This window comes from Nocardioides mangrovi, from assembly GCF_020073815.1.
Lineage (GTDB): Bacteria > Actinomycetota > Actinomycetes > Propionibacteriales > Nocardioidaceae > Nocardioides > Nocardioides mangrovi.
In genome coordinates this window covers 30,884-53,986 of record NZ_JAIQZJ010000001.1, presented here as the reverse complement: position 1 = coordinate 53,986, position 23,103 = coordinate 30,884, and the positions used below count along the sequence as shown (strand labels likewise).

22 protein-coding genes, 1 tRNA gene and 1 riboswitch are annotated in these 23,103 nt (G+C 73.3%); of the genes, 13 read left to right on the top strand and 10 right to left on the bottom strand.

The window, feature by feature from the left end:
- Positions 1-18: 18 nt before the first annotated feature.
- Both K8U61_RS00235 and K8U61_RS00230 read left to right on the top strand, forming a co-directional pair.
- Positions 19-91: transfer RNA gene (locus tag K8U61_RS00235), tRNA-Arg, on the top strand.
- Positions 92-139: 48 nt separating this feature from the next.
- Positions 140-640: a hypothetical protein gene (locus K8U61_RS00230; RefSeq protein WP_224120946.1), complete on the top strand. Its 501-nt coding sequence runs from the start codon at positions 140-142 to the stop codon at positions 638-640.
- Positions 641-655: 15 nt separating this feature from the next.
- On the opposite strand, the gene K8U61_RS00225 is transcribed toward K8U61_RS00230, so the two are convergent.
- Both K8U61_RS00225 and K8U61_RS00220 read right to left on the bottom strand, forming a co-directional pair.
- Positions 656-1,717: a dipeptidase gene (locus K8U61_RS00225; protein WP_224120945.1), complete on the bottom strand. Its 1,062-nt coding sequence runs from the start codon at positions 1,715-1,717 to the stop codon at positions 656-658.
- Positions 1,714-2,970 (bottom strand): amidohydrolase family protein, encoded by a 1,257-nt coding sequence (locus K8U61_RS00220; RefSeq protein WP_224120944.1) that lies wholly within the window; start codon positions 2,968-2,970, stop codon positions 1,714-1,716. Before K8U61_RS00220 ends, K8U61_RS00225 begins: the two co-directional genes overlap by 4 nt.
- 34 nt (positions 2,971-3,004) lie before the next feature.
- Here K8U61_RS00220 and K8U61_RS00215 point away from each other — a divergent pair, with 34 nt between their 5' ends.
- Both K8U61_RS00215 and bglX read left to right on the top strand, forming a co-directional pair.
- Positions 3,005-3,952, top strand: coding sequence for an NAD(P)-binding domain-containing protein (locus K8U61_RS00215; RefSeq protein WP_224120943.1), 948 nt, complete (start codon positions 3,005-3,007; stop codon positions 3,950-3,952).
- Between the two features lie 141 nt (positions 3,953-4,093).
- The gene (bglX, locus tag K8U61_RS00210) at positions 4,094-6,400 is read left to right on the top strand and encodes a beta-glucosidase BglX (protein ID WP_224120942.1); all 2,307 of its coding nucleotides are present in this window, start codon (positions 4,094-4,096) and stop codon (positions 6,398-6,400) included.
- Here bglX and K8U61_RS00205 read toward each other — a convergent pair.
- A complete protein-coding gene (locus K8U61_RS00205; protein WP_224120941.1) occupies positions 6,343-7,260 on the bottom strand; it encodes an EamA family transporter in 918 nt (305 codons plus the stop codon). The two genes, bglX and K8U61_RS00205, sit on opposite strands and share 58 nt — an antisense overlap.
- Before the next feature lie 68 nt (positions 7,261-7,328).
- Here K8U61_RS00205 and K8U61_RS00200 point away from each other — a divergent pair, with 68 nt between their 5' ends.
- From K8U61_RS00200 to K8U61_RS00190, 3 genes are all read left to right on the top strand, one after another.
- Positions 7,329-8,177, top strand: a complete 849-nt coding sequence (locus tag K8U61_RS00200; RefSeq protein ID WP_224120940.1) for a LysR family transcriptional regulator — start codon at positions 7,329-7,331, stop codon at positions 8,175-8,177.
- Positions 8,178-8,623: 446 nt separating this feature from the next.
- Entirely contained in the window at positions 8,624-9,778 is a 1,155-nt protein-coding gene (locus tag K8U61_RS00195) for an HNH endonuclease (RefSeq protein WP_224120939.1), read from the top strand.
- 81 nt (positions 9,779-9,859) lie between these two features.
- Positions 9,860-10,270, top strand: coding sequence for a T6SS immunity protein Tdi1 domain-containing protein (locus K8U61_RS00190; RefSeq protein WP_224120938.1), 411 nt, complete (start codon positions 9,860-9,862; stop codon positions 10,268-10,270).
- Positions 10,271-10,311: 41 nt separating this feature from the next.
- On the opposite strand, the gene K8U61_RS00185 is transcribed toward K8U61_RS00190, so the two are convergent.
- Together K8U61_RS00185 and K8U61_RS00180 are read right to left on the bottom strand one after the other, a co-directional pair.
- A complete protein-coding gene (locus K8U61_RS00185; RefSeq protein ID WP_224120937.1) occupies positions 10,312-11,118 on the bottom strand; it encodes a hypothetical protein in 807 nt (268 codons plus the stop codon).
- Entirely contained in the window at positions 11,115-11,267 is a 153-nt protein-coding gene (locus K8U61_RS00180) for a ribbon-helix-helix domain-containing protein (protein WP_224120936.1), read from the bottom strand. Before K8U61_RS00180 ends, K8U61_RS00185 begins: the two co-directional genes overlap by 4 nt.
- Positions 11,268-11,336: 69 nt before the next feature.
- Positions 11,337-11,464, top strand: a riboswitch (cobalamin riboswitch).
- Positions 11,465-11,498: 34 nt separating this feature from the next.
- Between K8U61_RS00180 and K8U61_RS00175 the strand changes: the two genes are divergently transcribed.
- From K8U61_RS00175 to cobU, 6 genes are read left to right on the top strand one after another with little or no spacing between them, the layout of a single operon-like run.
- Positions 11,499-15,077: a cobaltochelatase subunit CobN gene (locus K8U61_RS00175; RefSeq protein ID WP_224120935.1), complete on the top strand. Its 3,579-nt coding sequence runs from the start codon at positions 11,499-11,501 to the stop codon at positions 15,075-15,077.
- On the top strand, positions 15,070-15,855 hold the full coding sequence (cobF, locus tag K8U61_RS00170; RefSeq protein ID WP_224120934.1) for a precorrin-6A synthase (deacetylating): 786 nt from the start codon (positions 15,070-15,072) through the stop codon (positions 15,853-15,855). Before K8U61_RS00175 ends, cobF begins: the two co-directional genes overlap by 8 nt.
- The gene (locus tag K8U61_RS00165) at positions 15,855-16,388 is read left to right on the top strand and encodes a 2'-5' RNA ligase family protein (protein ID WP_224120933.1); all 534 of its coding nucleotides are present in this window, start codon (positions 15,855-15,857) and stop codon (positions 16,386-16,388) included. Before cobF ends, K8U61_RS00165 begins: the two co-directional genes overlap by 1 nt.
- Positions 16,385-17,881, top strand: coding sequence for a cobyric acid synthase (locus tag K8U61_RS00160; RefSeq protein WP_224120932.1), 1,497 nt, complete (start codon positions 16,385-16,387; stop codon positions 17,879-17,881). The genes K8U61_RS00165 and K8U61_RS00160 overlap by 4 nt, the downstream gene beginning before the upstream one ends.
- Positions 17,878-18,585, top strand: a complete 708-nt coding sequence (locus K8U61_RS00155) for a cobalt-precorrin-6A reductase (RefSeq protein WP_224120931.1) — start codon at positions 17,878-17,880, stop codon at positions 18,583-18,585. The genes K8U61_RS00160 and K8U61_RS00155 overlap by 4 nt, the downstream gene beginning before the upstream one ends.
- On the top strand, positions 18,582-19,109 hold the full coding sequence (gene cobU / locus K8U61_RS00150) for a bifunctional adenosylcobinamide kinase/adenosylcobinamide-phosphate guanylyltransferase (RefSeq protein ID WP_224120930.1): 528 nt from the start codon (positions 18,582-18,584) through the stop codon (positions 19,107-19,109). Before K8U61_RS00155 ends, cobU begins: the two co-directional genes overlap by 4 nt.
- A gap of 80 nt (positions 19,110-19,189) precedes the next feature.
- On the opposite strand, the gene K8U61_RS00145 is transcribed toward cobU, so the two are convergent.
- The 5 genes from K8U61_RS00145 to cobT all read right to left on the bottom strand — a co-directional run bounded on the left by K8U61_RS00145 (position 19,190) and on the right by cobT (position 23,096).
- Positions 19,190-19,978 carry a CbtA family protein gene (locus K8U61_RS00145; RefSeq protein WP_224120929.1) on the bottom strand — a complete coding sequence of 263 codons (789 nt, stop codon included), beginning with the start codon at positions 19,976-19,978 and terminating at the stop codon, positions 19,190-19,192.
- Positions 19,979-19,991: 13 nt separating this feature from the next.
- Positions 19,992-20,210: a CbtB domain-containing protein gene (locus K8U61_RS00140; protein ID WP_224120928.1), complete on the bottom strand. Its 219-nt coding sequence runs from the start codon at positions 20,208-20,210 to the stop codon at positions 19,992-19,994.
- Between the two features lie 105 nt (positions 20,211-20,315).
- Positions 20,316-21,284: a cobalamin biosynthesis protein gene (locus K8U61_RS00135; protein WP_224121906.1), complete on the bottom strand. Its 969-nt coding sequence runs from the start codon at positions 21,282-21,284 to the stop codon at positions 20,316-20,318.
- 4 nt (positions 21,285-21,288) lie between these two features.
- Positions 21,289-22,056, bottom strand: coding sequence for an adenosylcobinamide-GDP ribazoletransferase (locus K8U61_RS00130; RefSeq protein ID WP_224120927.1), 768 nt, complete (start codon positions 22,054-22,056; stop codon positions 21,289-21,291).
- Positions 22,053-23,096: a nicotinate-nucleotide--dimethylbenzimidazole phosphoribosyltransferase gene (gene cobT / locus K8U61_RS00125; protein WP_224120926.1), complete on the bottom strand. Its 1,044-nt coding sequence runs from the start codon at positions 23,094-23,096 to the stop codon at positions 22,053-22,055. Before cobT ends, K8U61_RS00130 begins: the two co-directional genes overlap by 4 nt.
- Positions 23,097-23,103 lie beyond the last annotated feature (7 nt).

Sequence of the window (23,103 nt, the reverse complement as noted above, 5' to 3'; positions counted from 1 at the left end):
CGCCGTCGACGGGGCGATGCCTCCGTAGCTCAGGGGATAGAGCACTGGTTTCCGGTACCAGGTGCCGCAGGTTCGAATCCTGCCGGAGGCGCCCCTTCTCCTCACCGGACGATCCCTGGCCGTAACCGCCCTCCCCGCCGTGCGTTGCACGAGCATGGCGATGGTGCTCGGTGCGATGGCGGCGGTGGCGATCCTCTGGCTGATGCTCGGGCTGCTGGCCCGGCCGGCGAGCAACGACAGGCGCGCCCGGGACGTCCCGTCGTCGCCGGTGCACCTGCCCCGGCAGCGGGCCACCTCGCCGCGGTCGGTCGTCACCCGCGCCTCCCGTGCCACCCTGGCCCCGGTCGCGGCTCCGGTCGCGGGCGACCTGGTGGCGCTGCTCCGCGACGAGGTCTCGGCGTCCGAGGCCGAGCGGGTGCTCGCGCTGGCCGCGTCCCACCGGCTCCCCGACGAGCTGCTGACCCGCTGGGCGGACCGCTTCGGGGTCCAGCGGATGATCCTCGCCGTCGACTCCGGGGTCGCCGAGCGCGCCATGCGGCGACACCTGGCCGACAGGACGCAGCCGGACTGGGCGGCCCTCAAGGTCTTCGCCGACCTCGCCCGGGTCAAGGAGCGGATCGCGGCCGCCGACAGCCGCTGACCTCCGGCCGGGGCGTCACCAGACGCGGGCGGCGTACTCCACGAAGTTGCGGCCCATGACCTTCTCGATCCGCGACCACGAGTGGCCGCGCTGCTCGAGCAGGTCCACCAGCCGGTGGAACTGCTCGACGCCGCGCAGGTCCTCGACGAAGGGCAGCGTGTCCGCGCGCTCCCCCGCAGCCCCGACGCCGGCCGCGGCCCGCTGCGCCACGTGCTCGGCGAGGGTCGCGCGGTAGCCGTCGAGGTCGTCGATCCCGGTGACGGTGCCGTCGGTGCCGATGCCGACGGCGTCCTCGCCGCAGACGTCGATCGCGTGCTCGAGGTGGGCGACGACGTCGGCGGCCGTGGCGTGACCGGTCGGGCTGAGGAACGGCATGAAGTAGATGCCGACGAAGCCGCCGCCGTCGGCCACCAGCCGCAGCTCCTCGTCGGTCTTGTTGCGCGGCACGTCGACGATCGCCCGGCAGCCGGTGTGGTTGATCGAGACCGGCGTGCGCGACGCCGCGATCGCGTCGAGGCAGGTCCGCTCACCGCTGTGAGAGAGGTCGACCATCATCCGGGCGTCGTTGAGGGCCGCCACGACCTCGCGACCGTACGGCGTGAGCCCGCGGTTGCCCGGCGCCATCGACCCGTCCCCGAGGTGGTTGGCCTGGTTGTAGGTCAGCTGGATCACGCGGACGCCGGCTCGCTGGAAATGCGCCACCCGGTCGAGGTCGTCGCCGATCGCGAGACCGTTCTGGAAGCCGTAGACCACCCCGACCCTGCCCTCGGCCCGGGCCCGGTCGATGTCGCCGGCCTCCAGCACCTGGGTCAGGTCGTCGGGGTGCTCGGCCAGCAGCCGGTCCCAGGTCTCGATCTCGTGGAGCGTGTGGGCGTAGGGCTCGACGTCGCCGACGGTGTAGCCGAGGGTGATGGTGATCGCGGTCAGGCCGCTGGCGTGCGCGTCGGCGATCGTGCGCTCGTCGATGGTGATGAAGTCGCTGCCCGGCTCGAGCCGAGCGGCCGCGGCGCGGGAGCGCTCGGCGTTGGGGTTGTCGAGGATCCCGAGCGCGTTGACGATCGTGAGGTCGCGGGTCATCGGTAGTCCTCGCGGAGGTGGCGTACGCCGCGCTTGACGGTCATCCGGATGCGGTCGAGGTGGCGGAGGTCGGCGAGCGGATCGGCGTCGAGGACCACGAAGTCGGCGCGCTTGCCTGGCTCGAGCGTGCCGGTCTGCGCCTCGACGCCGGCGCTGCGGGCGCCGGTCCGGGTGGCGGCGACGAGCACGTCGGCCGCCGGGATGCCCGCGCGCTCGTGGAGGAAGAGCAGCTCGCGGTGGAGCGCGGGGAACGCGTCACCGGCGGGCGTCTCGTAGTCGCTGCCGGTCGAGATCGGCACGCCGGCGGCGTACGCACGGGCGGCGATCTGCGCCGACAGCTCGGCGTGGCCGGCGGCGCGGTCGCGCTCGGCCTCGTCGGCGTCCTCGAGCACGTCCTCGCTCTCCCACATGCTGGCGGTGACGTCGAGGATCGTGCCGCGGGCGGCCATCTCGTCGAGCACGGCGGCGATGCGTGGGTGGTCGGGGTCGACCGAGCCGCGGTCGATCACCGGCTTGTCCTTGTACGTCGGCGACACGTCCTCGTGGGTCTGCCAGGCCAGCAGCGAGGCGTGCGACACCACGTCGACGCCGGCCCGGACGACGTCGAGCGGGAGCGCCGGGAAGACGGCGAGGTGCGCCCAGGAGGCGATCCCCTGCCGGTGGGCCTCGGCGGTGATCGCGGCGACCAGGGCGGGCTCGAGGTCGGCGTAGATCTTCACCGCGCACGCGTGGGTGCCGCGCGCGAGGGCCGTCGCCAGGACGAGGTCGGTGTCGTCGGTGATCGCCTGCATCCACGGCACCTCGCCCGGGGTCTCCCCCTGCGAGACCTGCCAGGTGCGCGGGTCGTCGAAGAAGCTGGGGCCGGCCATCAGCGCGGCGTAGCGGATGTCGGGGCCGGGGATCTCGCCGACCAGGCAGGCCCGGGCCAGGTCGCCGACCTGGCGCAGGTCGTCGGCCATGTCGCGGATCGTGGTCACCCCGCCGTACACCATCCGGCGCAGCCAGGCCTCGGCCTGCGGCCGGTCGGGCGGCGTGGCGAGGTGCTGGTGGGAGTCGACGAGTCCGGGGATGAGGTGCGCGCCGCCGAGGTCGACGACCTCCGCGCCCTCCGGCACGACGAGGTCGCCGGTGGCGACGACGGCCGCGATCCGGTCGTCCTCGACGACGAGGGAACGACCGGGGACGGCGGGGTCGCCGGTGCCGTCGAAGACCGTGACGTCGCGATAGACGACCGGTCGGGTGGTGGGTGACACTGGGCGACCTTATGGCGACCGACCTCGACCTGCCGTGACCGGGCCCTCCTCGGACGTCCTGGTGCTGGACGGCGCCGCGACCGATGCGGCCCTCGACCCGCTGGACGTGCTCCACGCGGTGCGCGCGGCGCTGGCCGCGATCGCCGCCGGGCGGGTCTCCTCGCCGCCGCGGATCGCGGCGCGCACCCCCGACGGGCTGCTGGCCGGGATGCCGGCGTACGTCGCGGACGTCGGCCTCGCGGCCAAGCTGGTGTCGATCTTCGCGGTGCCGGGGGCGGACGGCGCCGACAGCGGCCGCAGCACCCACTTCGGCCTGGTCGCGGTCTTCGACCAGCACGACGGCCGCCCGCTCGCGATCATGGAGGGCGGCCGGATCACGGCCGTGCGCACCGCGGCGTCCGCGACCGTCAGCCAGCAGGCGCTGGCGCCGGAGGCCGAGCGGTTCGCCGTCGTCGGCGCGGGCGTCCAGGCGCGGGCCCAGCTCGACCTGCTCGCCCTGGTCGCGCCGGGCACCGAGGTCGCGCTCGGCACCCGCGACCCGAGGTCGGGCGAGCGGCTGGCGTCGTCGTACCCCGGCGTCCGGGCGACGACGGTCCACGACGCGGTCCGCGAGGCAGAGGCGGTCTTCCTCTGCACGGGCGCGACGACCCCGGTGATCGAGCCGGACTGGCTCGCGCCGCACGCGCACGTGAGCTCGGTCGGCGGCTCGCAGGGCCACGAGGTCGACGCGGCGACGGTCGCCGCCGCCGCCGTGTACGCCGAGTGGCCCGGTGCCGCCGCGGAGCCGCCGCCCGCCGGCGCCCACGAGCTGCAGGGCGTCGAGGGGGTCCGGCTGATCGGGTCGGTGCTCGACGCTCCCCCGCCGCGCTCCGGGCTGACGCTCTACAAGTCGACCGGCCACGCGGCCCTCGACGTCGCCGCCGGTGCGGCGGTGCTCCGCCGGGCGCGTTCCCTCGGGCTGGGGCTGACGCTGACCTTCTAGTCGCTAGTCGCCCCGGCCGGCCCGTGAAAGGGTGAAGCGCCTGCGCGGTGCGGGCGCGGGGAGAGGCCGCGCGAGCACACGGCCGACATCGGGGTCGGCCGTGCGACCAGGCGCCCGCGGAGGTACGACATGAGACGGACCGTGAGCATCGCGACGGCCGCCGGGCTCCTGCTCGGCAGTCTGGCCGTCGCCGGCAGCGTGGTGGCCCTGGGTGGTCAGTCCAGCGACGAGGCCGCACTGGCCCCGACCAGGACGGCGGCCGACCGGGGCATCGAGCGCAAGGTGAACGCGCTGCTGGCGAGGATGACGACCGCGGAGAAGCTGCAGCAGGTGCAGCTGCTCTCCGACGGCCAGATCACCGACGCCGACGCGAAGGCCGGGGTCGGCGGGGTCTTCAGCCTCACCGACCCGGAGAAGATCGACCACTACCAGCGGATCGCGGTCGAGCAGTCGCGGCTGCACATCCCGATCCTCTTCGCCTACGACACCATCCACGGCTACCGGACGATCTTCCCGATCCCGCTGGGCGCCGCGAGCTCCTTCGACCCCGACGTCGCCAAGGCCGACGCCACCATCGGCGCGCGCGAGTCCGCGACGGTCGGGATCAAGCAGATCTACAGCCCGATGGTCGACGTCTCGCACGAGCCGCGCTGGGGCCGGATCGCCGAGGGCGCGGGCGAGGACCCCTACCTCAACTCAGTCATGGCCGCAGCCCGGGTCAAGGGCGCCCAGGGCAACGACTACTCCGCTCGGGACAAGGTCGTCACCAGCGTCAAGCACTACGTCGGCTACGGCCAGCCCGAGGGCGGCCGCGACTACAACACCACCGACATGTCCGAGCAGCGGCTGCGCAACCTCTACCTGCCGCCGTTCAAGGCCGCGATCGACGCGGGCGCGGACACGGTGATGTGCTCCTTCAACTCGATCAACGGCGTGCCGGGGTGTGCCAACTCCTACACCGAGACGACGATCCTCAAGAAGCAGTGGGGCTTCGACGGCTTCATCGAGAGCGACTACACCGCGGTCGCCGAGACCCGCGCCTGCCCGCCCCGCACGCCCGACGAGGGCCCGTGCGGCCACGGCACCGCGGCCGACGGTCCGCAGGCGGCGGCCAACGCGCTGATGGCGGGCACCGACTCGGAGATGGTCAGCACCTACATCCGCGACTACGGCAAGCAGCTGCTGGCCGACGGCCGGATCAGCAGGGCGCGGCTCGACGACGCCGTACGCCGGATCCTGCGGGTGAAGTTCCGCGCCGGCCTCTTCGACCACCCGTACGTCGACCAGACCAAGGCGACCGACCCGGCCAGCTTCCTCACCGACGACGACCGCGCGGCCGCTCGGCAGGCCGCCGGCAAGTCGATGGTGCTGCTCAAGAACGACGAGGACGTCCTGCCGCTCGACCCGTCGAGGTCGACCGCCGTGATCGGGCCGCTCGGCGACAGCGCCCACGACATGCTCGGCCCCTGGTGGGGCAAGGGCGAGGACGACGATGCGGTGAGCGTGCTGACCGGGATCAAGGCGCAGGCCGGCGGCTCGGTGACCTACACGCCCGGCTGCGAGGTCGCGGACGTCGACCCGCCGGACAACACCGTCGCGGGCGAGTGCGGCAGCGACGACGGCTTCGACGCCGCGGTCGCCGCTGCGCAGGGCGCCGACCAGGTCGTGCTCGCGGTCGGCGAGGCGCGCGGCATGAGCGGCGAGGCCGCGTCGCGCTCCGACATCACCCTGCCGGGGCTGCAGGAGGAGCTGATCCGGCGGATCGAGGCCACCGGCAAGCCGGTCGCCGTCGTGCTCTTCAACGGCCGCCCGCTCGACCTGAGCGACGTGGTGGACGACGCCCCGGCGATCCTGGAGGCGTGGTTCCCCGGCGTCGAGGCCGGCAACGCGGTCGCCGACGTGCTGTTCGGCGAGGTCGACCCCGGGGGCAAGCTGCCGGTGACCTTCCCGCAGCGGGTCGGCCAGGTGCCGATCTACTACAACCACGAGCCGACCGGCCGCCCGTGCGACGTGACGCAGAAGTACACGTCTCGCTACCGCGACCTGCGCACCTGCGACCCGCTCTTCCCCTTCGGCTTCGGGCTCAGCTACACCACGTTCGACGTCTCCGACCTGTCGCTGAGCAGGAGCACGATGTCGCGCAGCGGCACGGTGACGGTCTCGATGAAGGTGACCAACACCGGCGACGTCGCCGGCGACGAGGTGGCGCAGCTCTACCTGCACGACCCGGTGGCGAGCATCTCGCAGCCGGTGCGCCGGCTGGTCGGGTTCGAGCGGGTGTCGCTCGACCCGGGTGAGTCGACCACGGTGCAGTTCCACCTCGACCGCGACGACGTCGGCTTCTACGACAACCGCGGGAAGTTCGTCGTGGAGACGGGCCGGATCGACCTCTACGCCGGCAGCGACTCGACCGCGACCGACTCGGCGTCGCTGACCGTCACCCGCTGAGGCCGCTCCACCCGGCGCCCGGCCAGGGTGCTGACCGCGTTGACCCCCACGATCACGGCGATCCCGACGAGCTCGTGGGCGGTCAGCCCCTGGCCGAGCACCACCAGCCCCGCCACCGCGGCGGTGACCAGGTTGAGGCTCATGAAGACGCTGTAGACCTGTCGCGGCACGCGGCGCAGGGCGAGCAGGTCCGCGCCGTACGGCACCACCGAGCAGAGCACGCCGGCGACCAGGGCGAAGCCGATCTCGGGGTGGAAGGCCCGGCCGGTCACGACCAGCCAGGCGAGCAGCGGCAGGCAGATGGCGGTCGACACCAGGGATGCGACGGCGGTGCCCTCGAGCCCGGGCAGCCGCTCACCGAGGGTGCGGTTGACGTGGATGTACGTCGCCCAGCCGCCCGCCGCGCCGAGCGCGAGGCCGACGCCGAGGAGGTCGCTGGACGGTCCCGGCAGGACGAGGACGTAGACGCCGAGTCCGGCGGTGACCGCGAGGGCGAGGTCGCGCCGGGATCCCGATGAGACGAGGGCGACGGCGAGCGGGCCGAGGAACTCGAGCGTGACCGCCAGGGCGACGCCGATCCGGTGGATGGAGCTGAGCAGGCAGAGGTTCATCGCGACGAAGACGACGCCGAGCAGCACCGCCGGCGCGAGCTGCTGGCGGGTGAGGCTGCGCAACCGCGGCCGGGCGACCGGGACGAGGACCAGCGCGGTGACGAGCTGGCGGATCGCGACCACCCCGGGTGCCGACATCGCGTCGACGGCGCGGGCCGCGGCCGCCTGGCCGAAGGGCATGCAGGTGACGCTGACCGACATCAGCGCGACGCCGGTCGCGTGCGCGCGGGTCTCATGGGTCTCGGTCACCTGCCGAGCATCGGGCCGGGGCACTCATGCGCAAAGTGCACGCCACGCGCGAGCCATACACTTCGCGTATGGATGATCCGTCGCTACGGGACCTCCGCGCCTTCGTTGCGGTCGTCGACCACGCGACGTTCACCGACGCCGCGATCGAGCTCGGCGTCTCGCAGGCGTCGGTCTCCCGGGCCGTCGCGCGGCTCGAGTCGTCGCTCGGCGTACCGCTGCTGCGACGTACGTCGCGCTCGGTGTCGCTCACCCCGGCTGGGCGCACGTCGCTGGTGCACGCGCGCGCGGTCCTGGACGAGGTGGACCTGCTGCGCCGGTCGCTGCGGGAGCCGGCGACCACGATGCGGCTCGGCTACGCGTGGGCGGCGCTGGGCCGGCACACCGCGGTCGTCCAGCAGCGGTGGAGGCAGGAGCAGCCGGACACGCAGCTCGAGCTGGTCCACTCGTGGAGCGCGACCTCCGGTCTGGTCGACGGACTCGTCGACGTCGCGATCGTGCGGACCGAGGTGACCGACCCGCGCATCGAGTCCTCCGTCGTCGGCTTCGAGAACCGCTACCTCGCCATCTCCTCCGACGACCCGCTCGCCCAGCGCCGCTTCGTCCGGCTCGGCGACCTCGACGGGCGGGTCGTCGCCGTCGACCCGCGCACCGGCAGCACCCGCCAGCCGCTGCTCGACGTCGCCACCTCGACGCTCGACGTCCGCGGCGTCGAGGAGTGGCTCAACGTCATCGCCTCCGGCCGCGCCGTCGGCATCACCGCCGAGGCCACGAAGTGGGTCCACGCCCGCCCCGGCGTCGCCTACCGACCCGTCCGCGACGCCGACCCTGTCGCCGTCCGCCTCGTCTGGTGGCAGGACTCCCCTCCCCCCGGCCGCGCCGCCCTCCTCCAGATCCTCCGCGAGGCGTATGCGCGCTGAGACGTCTCGCTGGTTGAGGTGCGAAGGCGCTCTGGCGCCTGAGCCTCGAAACCCCGGAAGGCCAACTAGCGCCTGGTGTCCTGGGATCCGACTGTTGGCGTCCTCCCGTCGGCGCCAGTGTTCGCACCTATCGGGACGACGCCGACCTGCGGTCGAAGCAGGCGGCCGGCGCACGGTCGGCTGCACACGGTGGTTGAGGTGTGAGGAGCGCCAGCGACGAGCCTCGAAACCACCACCCCGCAGCGGGACCGCAGATCGGTCGGAAAGAAATCTTCGAAAGTTGTCCACATCCCGTTCAAGACAAGGGTTCTGAGCATCTCAGTGTCGGTGGCCAGTGCTTGAGTGAAGACATGGCAACGACCGCGACTCCCACCCACCGAGTGTCGGTGGCGGTCGCGCACGCCCGCCATGATCTGACCTCGATCGCGGACACTCCGGTCTGGTCGATGAGCGACACCGAAGCCGGCGACGCCCTCGTCGAGCTCACCCGTCTCGAGGCCCAGGTCACCGAGCTCAAGGGCCGCGTGGCCGCGCATGCCGACGAGCAGCAGGTCGGCCAGGACCGCGGAGCCGCCTCGACCGCGGCCTGGCTCGCGCACGAGACGAAGCAGACCCGCCCGGCGATGCACCGGATGGTGAGGCTCGGCCAGGACCTGCAGCGTCACCCCCTCACCCGTGAGGCACTCGCGGCCGCCGTGATCTGTCCCGAGCAGGCGGCGGTGATCCTCCGCTGGGTCGACACCATCCCCGACGAGCACCACGACACGGCGGAGCGGCACCTGCTCGATCTCGCGGCCGAGCACGACGCCAAAGCGCTCAACCGGCTCGGGAAGCGACTCTGGGAGGTCATCGACCCCGATGGCGCCGACGCCCGCGAGGCCGAGATCCTCGAACGCCAGGAACAGGCCGCAGCGCGGGCGATGTACCTCAAGGTCTGGGACGACGGCGACGGCTCCACCTGTGGGGCATTCAAGATGCCGCACCTCGGCGGCGCCGCGTTGCGGAAGATCCTGGCCGCGGTGATGGCCGCCAAGCACCAGAACGCCACCAAGGGCGCCGGCACCGGCCACCTGACCGCCGACAGCACGGGTCCCGAGGCTCAGGGGCAGGCGTTCTACGAGCTCCTGATGCGGTTCCCGAAGAACAAGCTCCCCAAGCTCGGCGGCCTCAACGCCACGCTCCTCGTGACCATCTCCGAGGAGTCGCTGCTGGGGCGGCTCGAGCAGTCCGGGACCATCCTCGACACCGGCGACCGCATCAGCCCCGCGCTCGCCCGGCAGCTGGCGTGCGAGGCCGGGATCCTCCCCGTGGTCATGAACGGCAAGTCCGAAGTGTTGGACCTGGGCCGCGAGCAACGGCTGCACTCCAAGGCCCAACGCATCGCGATCGCCATCAAGCAGCAGGGCCAGTGCGCGACCGAGGGCTGCGACCGCACGAACGGCCTGCACGCTCACCACGTCGTCGAGTGGTCCAAGGGCGGACCCACCGACCTCGCCAACGCCATCGGGCTGTGCCACTGGCACCACATGAGAGCCCACGACACCGGCTACGACATGAACCACCACCCCAGCGGATCGGTCACCTTCCACCGACGCCAATAGACCGGGATCTCGCTACACCACATGCCATCTGCGCATTGGCGGTGGACTCGCCGATGAGCGGGAGCCGCCTAGGGTGGCGACATGGAGCTGATCCGACGTTTCCGTGCCGATCAGTACGCTGACGCACTCTCGTCCTGGACGTGGCTGGACCGCCTCGCTGAGATGACACCGGTGCTGACCAATGTCTTCGGCGACGTGTTCTTGCAGGCACGGGATGGCTCGTTCTGGTTCTTGGACGTGGTTGGCGGGCGCCTGGATCAGGTCTGGTCCGATGCGGCCGCTCTCCAGGCAGACATCAACGATCCCCGGGTACAGGACGAGTACCTGATGGTCGGCTTGGTTCAGGCGGCCGAGGCGGCCGCGTTGGTACCGCGTGATGGTCAGGTGCTGTCGTTCAAGGTTCCGCCAGTTCTCGGTGGAACGCTCGATGCCGAGAACGTCGAGCTCGCCGACTTCGTGGTGTCCGTCAAACATCGCTGGTCAGATACATGAACAGGTGCGAACGCTTCCGCCCGGCACCCAGATCACTGGGCTCACGATCGACTTACGCAATCGCACTCGCCTGCCATTACCCCACGGTTGCGGTCATCTTTCGACGCCTCCATCACGGCCAGCCGGTCAGTACAGGATCGCGCCCACGGGATCGGCGTCCTCCTGCACGATCCAGAGACTCCGCTCACCCGGCATCGGCAGCTGGAGCGTGCGACGTGGGTCTCGTCGATCACGTCGTGGGTGATCTGCGCGTTCAGCAAGGCGTGATGGGCCGACTCGATGTCGAGCACGTCCAGGGCGAGGTCGACATCGACGGGTCCACCATCACTGATGTGCACCAGCACGTCGCCTTCGCCCGCCTGCATGTCGACGACCCGACCGCTGCCCTGGCTGAGCCGGCGGCGCAGTCCGAGCGCCTTCAAGTCCTCTGCCGCGCGCTCGACATCGGGCGTGATCCACATGGCGTGGACCGAGACCGCCGGCGACCCGACGGAATTGCCACCACCACCGAGGGTCTGGTCGATGAGGAACTCGAGCCCATCGCGACCGACGACGCGCAGGGACTCGAAGCCCTCGGTGCGGAAGGGCTCGAGCACCATGCCGGCCGGAGGTCGAACACGCGCGGCGTACGCCGCGAGATCGGGTGTCTCGAAGCCCAGCGACACCTCTCCCTCGACGGCGTCGCGATTGAGCTCGGTCAGGGTGACCCGCCCTCTGCCCAGCTGCAGCTCTGTCCACATTGGGTCGTCGCTGATGGTGGCGGCACCCAGCGCCTGCAGCGTGGCCATCCACACCGGCAGGTGGGCGGTGTGCACGACCGGCCTGACGGTCAGTGGCGGGATCGTCATCGGTCGCCCTCCGCGAGGTAGGCGACCAGGGCCTGCTCCACGAGGGCCGACAGCGAGCTCTCCTCGTCCACCGCCCGGTGCTTCACCGCTCGCACCAGGTCAGGCGGGAGGTAGACGTTGAACTGGACCTTCGGAGGTCGATCCGACATGAACGCATGCTAGCAACCTAGGAAGGTCGAAAGGTGGCTCGCGCGTCACCGTTCGCCCGGACCCCGCTAGGCTGCGGGCACGCCCGTGGCGCAGGAACCCGGTGAGAGTCCGGGGCGGTTCCGCCACTGTGACGTCCGGCCGGACCTTCCGACGAGGCCGGGCGCAGCCAGACACTGGCCGCGGGTGATCCGACCGTTCGACGGGGCGAGAACCCCGAGGAGGAAACCCCTGTGCGCATCGCGCTGCTCTCCACCTCTGACACCGACCTGCTCTCGGCACGCGCCAGCGGCGCCGACTACGTGGTCGCCAATCCGTCCCGGCCGGGGCACCAGTCCATGGCCGAGATCATCGAGGGGTGCGACCTCGTCGTCGGCCGGATCCTCGGCTCTCCGGAGGACCTCTGCTCGGGCTTCACCCGGATCCGGGAGACCGGGATGCCGGTCGTGGTGCTCGGGGGCGAGCAGCAGCCCGACGCCCGGCTGATGGAGCTCTCCAGCGTCCCGGTCGGTACGGCGGCCGAGGCGCACCGCTACCTCGCCGAGGGCGGGCCGGCCAACCTCGCCCAGCTGCACGCCTTCCTCTCGGACACGGTCCTGCTGACAGGTGAGGGCTTCGACCCGCCCGTGACCCTGCCGCAGTGGGGCATGGCTGGCGCGTCCTCCTCGACCGGCGAGCTTCCCCGAGTGGGCGTCCTCTACTACCGCGCCCACGAGATCAGCGGCAACCACGCCTTCGCGCACGCGCTCTGCGATGCGATCGATGCGACCGGTGAGGCGGTCGGCGTACCGGTCTTCGCGGGCAGCCTGCGCGCCGCGCCCGACGAGCTGTACGACGCGCTCGGCACCCTCGACGCCCTCGTCGTGACCGTGCTCGCGGCCGGCGGCAGCGTCCCCGCCGGCGCCAGCGCGGGTGAGGACGACGAGGCCTGGGACGTCGAGCGGATGGCCGCCCTCGACATCCCCGTCCTGCAGGGCCTGTGCCTCACCAGCAGCCGCGCGGAGTGGGAGGCCTCCGACGACGGCGTGAGCCCGCTCGACTCGGCGACCCAGATCGCGATCCCCGAGTTCGACGGCCGGGTCATCACCGCGCCGTTCTCCTTCAAGGAGATCGACGCCGACGGACTGCCCCACTACGTCGCCGACCCCGAGCGCAGTGCCCGGGTGGCCCGGATCGCGGTCAACCACGCGCGTCTGCGCCACGTCGACAACGCCGACAAGCGGATCGCACTCGTGCTCTCGGCGTACCCGACCAAGCACGCCCGCATCGGCAACGCCGTCGGCCTGGACACCCCCGTCTCCGCGATCCGGCTGCTGCGCCGGATGCGCGAGGAGGGGTACGACGTCGGCGGCCTGCCGATGCTCGACCTCCCCGACGACACCGAGGCCGGCGACGCCCTGATCCACGCGCTGATCGACGCCGGCGGCCAGGACGAGGAGTGGCTGACCGACGCCCACCTCACCGAGGCGCACGTGCGGATCACCGCGGAGCAGTACGCCGCCTGGACCGCCGACCTGCCCGCCGCCCTGCGGGACGCGATGACCGAGGCGTGGGGCGCGGCTCCCGGGAAGCTCTTCGTCAACGACAGCAACGAGCTCGTGCTCGCCACCCTGCGCGCGGGCAACGTGGTCATCCTGATCCAGCCGCCCCGCGGATTCGGCGAGAACCCGGTCGCGATCTACCACGACCCCGATCTCGCGCCCTCGCACCACTATCTGGGCGCCTACCGCTGGCTCGAGCACGGCTTCGGCGCCCATGCGGTCGTGCACCTCGGCAAGCACGGCTCGCTCGAGTGGCTGCCCGGCAAGAACGCCGCCTTGTCGGCGTCCTGCGGCACCGACGCGGCGCTCGGCAGCCTGCCGCTGATCTACCCGTTCCTCGTCAACGACCCGGGCGAGGGCGCGCAGGCCAAACGCCGCGCGCACGCCACGATCGTCGACCACCTGGTCCCGCCGATGGCGCGCGCGGAGGCGTACGGCGACATCGCGCGGCTCGAGCAGCTGCTCGACGAGCACGCCAACATCGCCGCGATGGACCCCGCCAAGCTGCCGGCGGTCCGCGGCGAGATCTGGCAGCTCATGCACGCCGCCGAGATGCACCGCGACCTGGGCCTCGACGAGCGTCCCGAGGACGACGACTTCGACGACTTCCTGCTGCACGTCGACGGCTGGCTCTGCGAGATCAAGGACGCCCAGATCCGCGACGGCCTGCACGTGCTGGGCGCTCCCCCGGAGGGCGAGGCACGGGTCAACCTGGTGCTCGCGATCCTGCGCGCGACCCAGGTCTGGGGCGGCGTCGGCAACGCGGTCCCCGGCCTGCGCGCCGCGCTCGGCCTCAAGGACGGCGAGGCGCTGAGCGCCGTCGACGAGATCGAGCAGCAGGCGCGCGAGCTGGTGCACCGTATGGAGGCCGCCGACTGGGACCCCGCCGCCGCGGAGGCGGTCCACGACGACCCGGAGGTCCAGCGCGTGCTGCGCTTCGCGGCCGAGCAGGTCGTCCCGCGACTCCGTCGTACGACGGACGAGATGGGCATGGTGCTGCACGCCCTGGACGGCGGCTTCGTGCCGGCCGGTCCCTCCGGGTCGCCCCTCCGCGGCCTGGTCAACGTGCTGCCGACCGGCCGCAACTTCTACACCGTCGACCCGCGCGCGGTGCCGAGCCGGCTGGCCTGGGAGACCGGTCAGGCGATGGCGGACTCGCTGCTCCAGCGCTACCTGGAGGAGACCGGCGACTACCCGTCCTCGGTCGGCCTCTCGGTGTGGGGCACCTCGGCGATGCGCACCTCCGGTGACGACGTGGCCGAGGTGCTCGCCCTGCTCGGTGTCCGGCCCGAGTGGGACGAGATGTCGCGCCGCGTCAGCGACCTGCGGGTCGTGCCCCTCGACGAGCTCGGCCGGCCGCGCATCGACGTCACGGTGCGGATCTCGGGCTTCTTCCGCGACGCCTTCCCGCACGTGGTCGCGATGCTCGACGACGCCGTGCAGCTGGTGGCCGCGCTCGACGAGCCCGACGACGCCAACTACGTGCGCGCCCACACGGCGGCCGATCTCGCCGAGCACGGCGACGCCCGCCGCGCGACCACGCGGATCTTCGGCAGCAAGCCGGGCTCGTACGGCGCGGGCATCCTGCAGGCGATCGAGTCCGGCAGCTGGCGCGACGACGCCGACCTGGCCGAGGTCTACACGGCGTGGGGCGGCTTCGCCTACGGTCGCGGGCTCGACGGCGCGCCGGCCGCCGACGACATGCGCTCGGCGTACCGCCGGATCAAGGTCGCCGCCAAGAACGTCGACAGCCGCGAGCACGACATCGCCGACTCCGACGACTACTTCCAGTACCACGGCGGCATGGTCGCCACCGTGCGCGCGCTCACCGGCGCGGACCCGAAGGCGTACGTCGGCGACTCCACCTCCCCCGACGCGATCCGGACCCGCACCCTGTCGGAGGAGACCGCACGCGTCTTCCGGGCGCGGGTCGTGAACCCGCGGTGGATCGGCGCGATGCAGCGGCACGGCTACAAGGGCGCGTTCGAGCTGGCCGCGACCGTCGACTACCTCTACGGCTTCGACGCCACCGCGGGTGTGGTGCACGACTGGATGTACGAGTCGCTGGCCAAGGAGTACGTCCTCGACGAGACCAACCGCGACTTCATGACCCGCTCCAACCCGTGGGCGCTGCGCGGCATCGTCGAGCGGCTGCACGAGGCGGCGGACCGGGGGCTGTGGGAGTCGCCGGATCCCGACATCATGGCTGCCATGCAGCAGGTCTACCTCGACCTCGAGGGCGAGCTCGAGGACCGGACCCCCCGTGGTTGAGGGAGCGAAGCGGGTCCGGGTCATCGGGGTCGGCCCGGGCGACCCCGACCAGGTGACGCTCGAGGCCGTCCGCGCCCTGCGCGAGGTCGACTACTTCGTCGTCACCGACAAGTCCGGACGCGGCGGCATGCCCGACCCGCTCGTGCACGCCCGCGAGCGGCTGCTCGACCGGCACCTCGACGCCCCGCCGGTGATCGTCCGGGTCGACGACCCCGAGCGCGAGCGCCGGCCCGACCGCACCGCCACGCAGGAGCAGTACGACGCGGTCGTGGCGCAGTGGCACGAGGCCCGGCGGGCGGCGTACGCCGAGGCGCTCGACGGCCACGAGGGCGTGGCGGGCTTCCTGGTCTGGGGCGATCCGGCCTTCTACGACTCGACGATCCGGATCCTCGACGCGCTGGCCGAGCGGATGGACCTGGAGGTCGACGTCGTCCCCGGCATCTCGAGCATCCAGCTCCTCGCCGCCCGGCACCGGATCGTGCTCCACGAGGTCGGCCAGGCGCTGCACGTCACCAGTGGCCGGCGGCTGATGGAGGCCGTCGAGCAGCACCAGGACAACGTCGTCGTGATGCTCAACCGGGTGATCGAGCTGACCTCCCCGCAGATGGACCTCAGCGACTGGACGATCTGGTGGGGCGGCAACCTCGGGACGCCGCACGAGGAGCTGGTCTCCGGCCGGGTCGGCGACGTGCTGCCCGAGGTGGACGCCGCGCGCGAACGGTTGCGCGAGTCGGTCGGCTGGGTGATGGACATCTTCCTGCTGCGGCGGATGCTCTGATGGGGCACCCGTCCGGGCACACCGTCCTCCTGGTGCCGGTCCCCGAGCTCGAGCCGTTCGTCCGCGAGCGGACGGCCCACCACGACGCGTCCTTCCTCTCCACCGACCCGGACTTCGTGCACGCGCACGTCACCGTGCTCGGCCCGTTCCTGGACGACCCGGCGCCCGCCGACCTCGACCGGGTCGCCGCCGTCGCCGCCGAGGTCCCGGCGTTCGACTTCGAGCTGGACCGCTTCGGTGAGTTCGCCGACGGCATCCTCCACCTGCTGCCCGAGCCGGACTCCTCCTTCCGCGAGCTGACCCGGCGGCTGGTGGCGGCCTTCCCCCAGTGCCCGCCGTACGGCGGCGCCTTCCCGGAGCCCACGCCGCACCTCACCGTCGAGCAGCGGACCGGCGAGATCGACGAGGCGTGGGTCCGCGCGGCGCTCGGGCCGGTCCTGCCTGCTCACTGCCGCGCGGACCGGGTCCGGCTGCACCGCTACGCCAACCACGACTGCCGGGTGCTGGGCGAGTGGAAGCTGGGCCTCGCATGAGCGGCCTCCTGGTCGCCGGCACCACCTCCGACGCCGGCAAGAGCATCGTCACCTCGGGCCTGTGCCGGGCGTTCGCGCGCCGGGGCGTGAAGGTGGCACCCTTCAAGGCGCAGAACATGTCGAACAACTCGATGGTCGTCGTCGGCGCGGGCGGCACCACCGGCGAGATCGGCCGCGCCCAGTGGGTGCAGGCGGTCGCGGCCGGCGTCGAGCCCGAGGTCGCGATGAATCCCGTGCTGCTCAAGCCCGGCAGCGACCGCCGCAGCCACGTGGTGGTGCTGGGCCAGCCGGCGGGCGAGGTGTCCGCGACCGATTTCGTCGACGGCCGGCGGCACCTCGCGGAGGCGGCGTACGACGCGTTCGACGACCTGTCCTCGCGCTTCGAGGTCGTGGTCGCCGAGGGAGCCGGCAGCCCCACCGAGATCAACCTGCGGTCCAGCGACTACGTCAACATGGGCCTGGCCCAGCACGGCGGGCTCGCGACGGTCCTGGTCGGCGACATCGACCGCGGCGGCGTCTTCGCGTCCCTCTTCGGCAGCGTCGCGCTGCTCGCACCCGACGACCAGCGGCTGGTCGCGGGCTTCGTGGTCAACCGCTTCCGCGGCGACGAGTCGCTGCTCGGACCGGGCCTCACCGAGCTCGAGTCGCTCACCGGCCGGCGGGTCTACGGCGTCCTCCCCTTCAGCAGCGACGTCTGGCTGGACAGTGAGGACACCCTCGACGTCGGCGACCGGCGCGTGCTCGACGGTCCCGCGCCGCTGCGCGTGGTGGTCGTCCGCTCTCCGCGGATCAGCAACTTCACCGACATCGACGCGCTCGGGCTCGAGCCCGGGGTGGACGTCGTCTACGCCTCCGACGGCCGGTCGGTGGCCGACGCCGACCTCGTCGTGCTGCCCGGCTCGCGGGCGACGCTCGCGGACCTCGCCTGGATGCGCGACCGCGGCATCGACCGGGCCGTCGTCGCCCACGCCGGCGCGGGCCGGCCGGTGCTCGGGATCTGCGGCGGCTTCCAGATGCTGGGCCGCTCCATCGCCGACCCGGACGGCGTCGAGGGGCCTGCGGGCGCGACGTCCGAGGGGCTCGGGCTGCTCGACGCCGCCACCACCTTCGCCCCGGACAAGGTCCTGCGCCTCCCCCGCGGCACCGCCCTCGGCGCGGCCGTCGGCGGCTACGAGATCCACCACGGCCGGGTCACCGTCGGCGCCGGCGAGGACTTCCTCGGCGGCGCCCGCGACGGCCACGTCTTCGGCACCATGTGGCACGGCTGCCTGGAGCACGACGACTTCCGCGGCGCGTTCCTCGCCGAGGTGGCCCGGCTGACCGGCCACGTCTGGACGCCCTCGGGCGTCAGCTTCCCCGCGGCCCGCGAGCGCCGCCTCGACCTGCTCGGCGACCTCGTCGAGCACCACCTCGACGTCGACGACCTGCTCGATCTGGCCCGCTCCGGTCCCGCGCCCGGGCTGCCCGTCCTGCCGCCGGGAGACCGTCGGTGAGGGTGCTGATCCTGGGCGGTACGGCGGAGGCGCGAGCCCTCGCCGTGGCCCTCGTCGACGACGGGATCGAGGTCACCACGTCCCTCGCCGGCCGGGTCGCGGAGCCGCGGCTGCCGGTCGGGGGCGTGCGGATCGGCGGGTTCGGCGGACCGGCCGGGCTGGCGACGTACGCGCGCGAGGTCGATGCGGTCGTGGACGCCACCCATCCCTTCGCCGCGCAGATCTCCGCCCATGCCACCGCCGTCGAGGTCCCGCTGCTCCGGCTGCAGCGGCCGGGGTGGACCGGCGACTGGACCTGGGTCGACGACCACGACGCGGCGGCCCTGGCCGCTGCGGGCCTGGGCTCGCGGCCGTTCCTGACGGTCGGCCGGCAGTCGCTCGACCGCTTCGTCGGTCCGCTGGCCGACGCGACGGCGCTGGTCCGCGTCGTCGACGAGCCCGACCTCGACCTGCCGGCCTCCTGGGAGCTGCTGCGCGACCGCGGCCCCTACGCGCTCGAGGACGAGGTCGCCCTCATGCAGCGGCACGGCTCCGACGTCCTGGTCACCAAGGACTCCGGCGGCTCGCACACGTGGCCGAAGATGCAGGCCGCGGAGGCGCTCGGCGTACCCGTGGTGGTGGTCCGCCGGCCGCCCGCTCCGGCCGGCGTCCGCACCGTGTCGGACGTGGCCGCCGCCGCCGACTGGGTCCGGGGCCTGCGATGAGGGTGCTCGTCACCGGCGGGGTGCGCTCGGGGAAGTCGCGGCACGCCGAGTCGTTGCTCGCGGCCCACGACCGCGTCGTCTACGTCGCGCCCGGCCCGACCACCGCCGAGGACCCCGACCCGGACTGGGCGGCGCGACTCGCCGCCCACCGAGCGCGCCGGCCGGCGGGCTGGACGACCGTCGAGACCCGCGACCTGGCCGGCGCGCTGCGCGCCGCCGACGCCCCGGTGCTGGTCGACTGCCTCGGCACCTGGCTGACGGGTGTCCTGGACGAGCGCGGGCTATGGGAGTCACCCTCCACGGAGGTGGCGGCGGCCGTCGACGAGCTGCTCGACGGCGCGGCGGCCGCGCTCGCCGAGGTCCCCGACGTGGTGCTGGTGACCAACGAGGTCGGCCTGGGCGTCGTACCCGCCCACAGGAGCGGCCGCCTCTTCCGCGACCTCCTCGGCACCGTCAACCAGTGCCTCGCCGCGGCCTGCGACGAGGTCCACCTCGTGGTCGCCGGCCGGGTGCTGCGGCTCTGACCGGCCACGCCCGCCACGCACCTGACGGAATGGTCCTGGATCGCGCTCTCCGACGACCATTCCGTCAGGTACGACGGGTGCTACAGGGAGGCGGCCAGCTCCCGGCGCCGGGCGGTCGCGGTCTCCTGGTCGGCCAGCCGGCCGAGGAACCCGACGAGCAGGACGCCGAGCACCCCCCACATCGTGGCCAGGGTGATGATCGAGGCGCGACGGAAGTACCAGAGCACGTCCGCCGGGAAGTCCCCGATCTCGTTGACCGTCGGGAAGACCTGGCCGGCGACCACCATGACGACGAGGTACGTCGCGATGCCGATCACCACGCCGGCGTACGCACCCACCTGACGCACCAGTCGTACGGCGAGGGCGGTGGCGAGCACCGCGGCGACGACCGAGACGAGCAGGAAGCCGAAGTACTCGCCGGTGCGGGCGCCGATGGTGTCGGCGTTGCCGACCGCCGGCGGCGTCGCGGGGTACTTCAGGAACGGCACCAGGGCGACGGCGACGAAGCCGATGGTGGCGACCACCGCGGTCGACTGGCGGAGGCTCAGCGAGCGGATCCGGCCGGCGACCCCGGCGGCGACCAGGGCGACGATGCCGCCGAGCGCGACACCGATCGCCACGGAGCCGGTGAGCAGGCCCCACGTGCGCTGGTCGAAGCGCGAGACGACGGTGCCGTCCTCCGCGTGGGTGTGGCCCGTGGAGCTCTCGTCGGCGTCAGCGGCATGGGTGTGGTCGGACGAGCCCGCCTCCTCGAGGGCGATGGCGGTCTCGACGTGCGGTTCGCCCACCTGGTGGGCGACGAAGAACGTGGCGAAGCCCGCGAGGAGTCCCGCGAGCAGCCCACGCACCAGGAAGGCGCGTGCGGTCATGTCGACCCCCGGCTCAGTGGCAGGGGTAGCCGAGCAGGTGCCGGCCGTCGTGGACCCACTCGTGGATCGCGGTCCCGGACGGGATCGAGATCGCGCCCTGGTCGGCGCTCACGAAGAAGATCACCAGCAGGCCGAGCAGGCCGAAGAAGATCGCCCAGGGGGCGAGCTCCCGGAGCGGGATGGGTGTGGGTGCGGTAGCGCCGGTGACCGGCGCCGCAGCGGTCTGCGACATCGTGTCCTCCTCAGGGATGCGTGCGTCCCTGGTCGTGGGGTTCCCCGGCCGATCGGCCGAGGGAGCGGACACTCGGGTCTGACTCCACCGCCCCTGAAGGCGGTGTCACAGTAGCGCGACTGTGCCGGATTCCCACCGGCTTCCTCGTGCCCGCAGTCGGCAGCGTAGCGCACTCGCAACCCCTGTGGTTGAGACGATTGAGGCGATGGACACGCGTCGGGCCAGCGTCGTCGCCCGGGCGATGTCGGCGGGCGCGGGCGGGCGGCCGTCACCGAGCTCGGCACGACGCTCGACGCGGTCGCCGTACGTGTTCTCACCGCCGAGGCGTACGCCGAGCGCGCCCGCGAACGACGCCTCGACGACACCCGCGTTGGGGCTGGGATGGGCCGCGGCGTCGCGTCGCCAGGCGCGCCACGCGGCGGCTCGCCGGCCGGGCGCGGCGACGAGGACCGTCGCCGCCCCGGCGAGTCGTGCGGGCGCGAGGTTGAGCAGGTCGTCGAGTCGTGCCGACGCCCAGCCGAAGCGCTCGTAGCGGGCGCTGCGGTGGCCCACCATCGCGTCGAGGGTGTTGGCGGCGCGGTAGCCGAGCAGTCCCGGCACCCCGGCGACCGCTCCCCAGAGCAACGGCGCGACGACGGCGTCGGAGGTGTTCTCCGCGACCGACTCGACGACGGCCCGGGCGACCTCGTCGGCGTCGAGGCCCGACGGGTCGCGGCCGACCAGGTGGGTCAGCCGCCGCCGCGCGGCCGGGAGGTCGCCGCCGTCGAGGTGGGCGCCGACGGCGGAGGCCTCGCGCTCGAGCGAGCGGCCACCCAGCACCGCCCAGGTCGCCACGGCGGTGGCCAGGACGGGCGGGAGGCGGCGCTCCGCGACGGCCCCGAGGGCGACCGCGCCACCGACGAGGAGGGTCGTGTGCGCGACACCGCGGGCGCGGGAGTCGGCGTAGAGGCGGCGCTCGACGGCCGCGGCGGTCGAGCCGAAGAGGGCGACCGGGTGACCCCGTCGCGGGTCGCCCAGCAGGCGGTCGGCCGCGAAGCCCAGCGCGAGGCCGAGCGCCCGTCCCTTCACGCCCATCCCTTCACGCCAGGGCCACCAGCAGAGCCGCGAGCGCGAGCTCGACGGCCGCGCCGAACACGTCGCCGGTGACCCCGCCGAAGCGGCGGGTGGTGTGCCGCACCAGGACGAGCACCACCACCAGCGCGGAGCCGATCGCGACCGGTCCTCGCCACCACGCCATGTCGGCGAGCACGCCGACCGCCGCCAGCACGACCGCCAGCGCGGCCCACGCCGCCGCGACCACTGCTCGCGGGACGGTCGAGGTGTAGGTGACCCCGAGCCCGTCCGCGCGCGCGGCCGGGACGCCCCGCGCGCAGCAGACGGCGAGCGCCGCACGCGAGGCGCAGACGGCGACGCCGGCGAGCACGGCTGCGCGCCAGGTCCCGACGAGGACGGCCAGCGCCGCGGCCTGGACGCCGAGCACGAGGACGACGGCCGCCGTGCCGGCCGGACCGGAGGTGCCGGTCTTCATCACCGCGAGCGACCGTTCGCGGTCGTGCGAGGCCGCGAGCCCGTCCACGGTGTCGGAGAGCCCGTCGAGGTGGAAGGCGCGGTTGCCCGCCACCAGCGCGGCGATCGCGAGCAGTGCGGTCACCAGCAGCGGGAGGTCGAGCGCGTCACCGGCGAGCAGGACCGCCACGACGACCGCGCCGAGGGGCACCGCGGCGAGGGGCGCGAGGACCATCGCGGCGGCCGCCGTACGCCGGTCGACGCGGCGCGGTGGCCGGACCGGGACGGCGGTCAGGGTGCCGACCGCCAGCCGCCACGCGTCGGTCAGGGCATCGATCACGGGGCGAGCTCCGAGAGGAGCGCGACGTCCCGCAGCACCGCGACCGCGCTGCGGACGACCGGCACCGCCGCGACCGCGCCGGAGCCCTCCCCCAGCCGCAGGCCGAGGTCGAGCAGCGGCTCGAGACCGAGCTTGTCGAGGGCGAGCGACTGCGCGGGCTCGGTGGAGCGGTGGCCGGCGGCGAACCAGGCCGCCGCACCCGGCGCGATCCGGTCCGCGGTCAGCGCGCAGGCGACGCTCATCAGGCCGTCGAGGAGGACGGGCACGCCGCGGTCGACTGCGGTCAGCAGGTAGCCGGTCGTGGCCGCGAGGTCCGCGCTGCCGAGCGCGGTCAGGGTCTCGACCGGGTCGTGGGTGCGGTCGCCGGCGCGCGTGAGGGCGGCGTCCACCACGGCCTGCTTGTGCAGCAGCGCGGCGTCGTCGATGCCGGTGCCGCGGCCGGTCAGCTCGGCGGCCGGGAGGCCGAGCCCGGCGGCGACCAGCGCGGTGGCGGGGGTGGTGTTGCCGATGCCCATGTCGCCGCTGAGCAGCAGGTCGGCGCCCGCCGCGATCTCCTCCGCCGCGACGGCGGCGCCCGCGTCGAGGGCCGCCCGGGTCTGCTCGGGGGTGAGGGCGTCCTCGAGGTGGATGGCGCCGCTGGAGCGCCGTACCTTGTGCGCCTGCAGCGCCACCCGGGTGCTCTCGTCGAGGTCGGCGAAGTCCTCGTCGACGCCCAGGTCGAGCACCCGCACACTCACGCCGTGGGCGGCGGCCAGCGCGCTGACGCCGGCCCGGCCGGCGAGGAAGGTGCGCACCATCGCGCCGGTGATCGCGGAGGGGAAGGCCGAGACGCCGTGCGCCGCGACGCCGTGGTCGCCGGCGAAGATCACCAGGCGCGGGTTGGTGACCAGACCTGGCGGCACCTGCGACTGCGCCGCCGCCACCCACACGGCCAGGTCACCGAGGCGGCCGAGCGCGCCGGGCGGGGTCGCCAGTGCCGCGAGCCGCTTCGCGGCGTGGGCGCGGACGACGTCGGACGGCGGGGCGATGGGGCGGGTCATGGTGGCT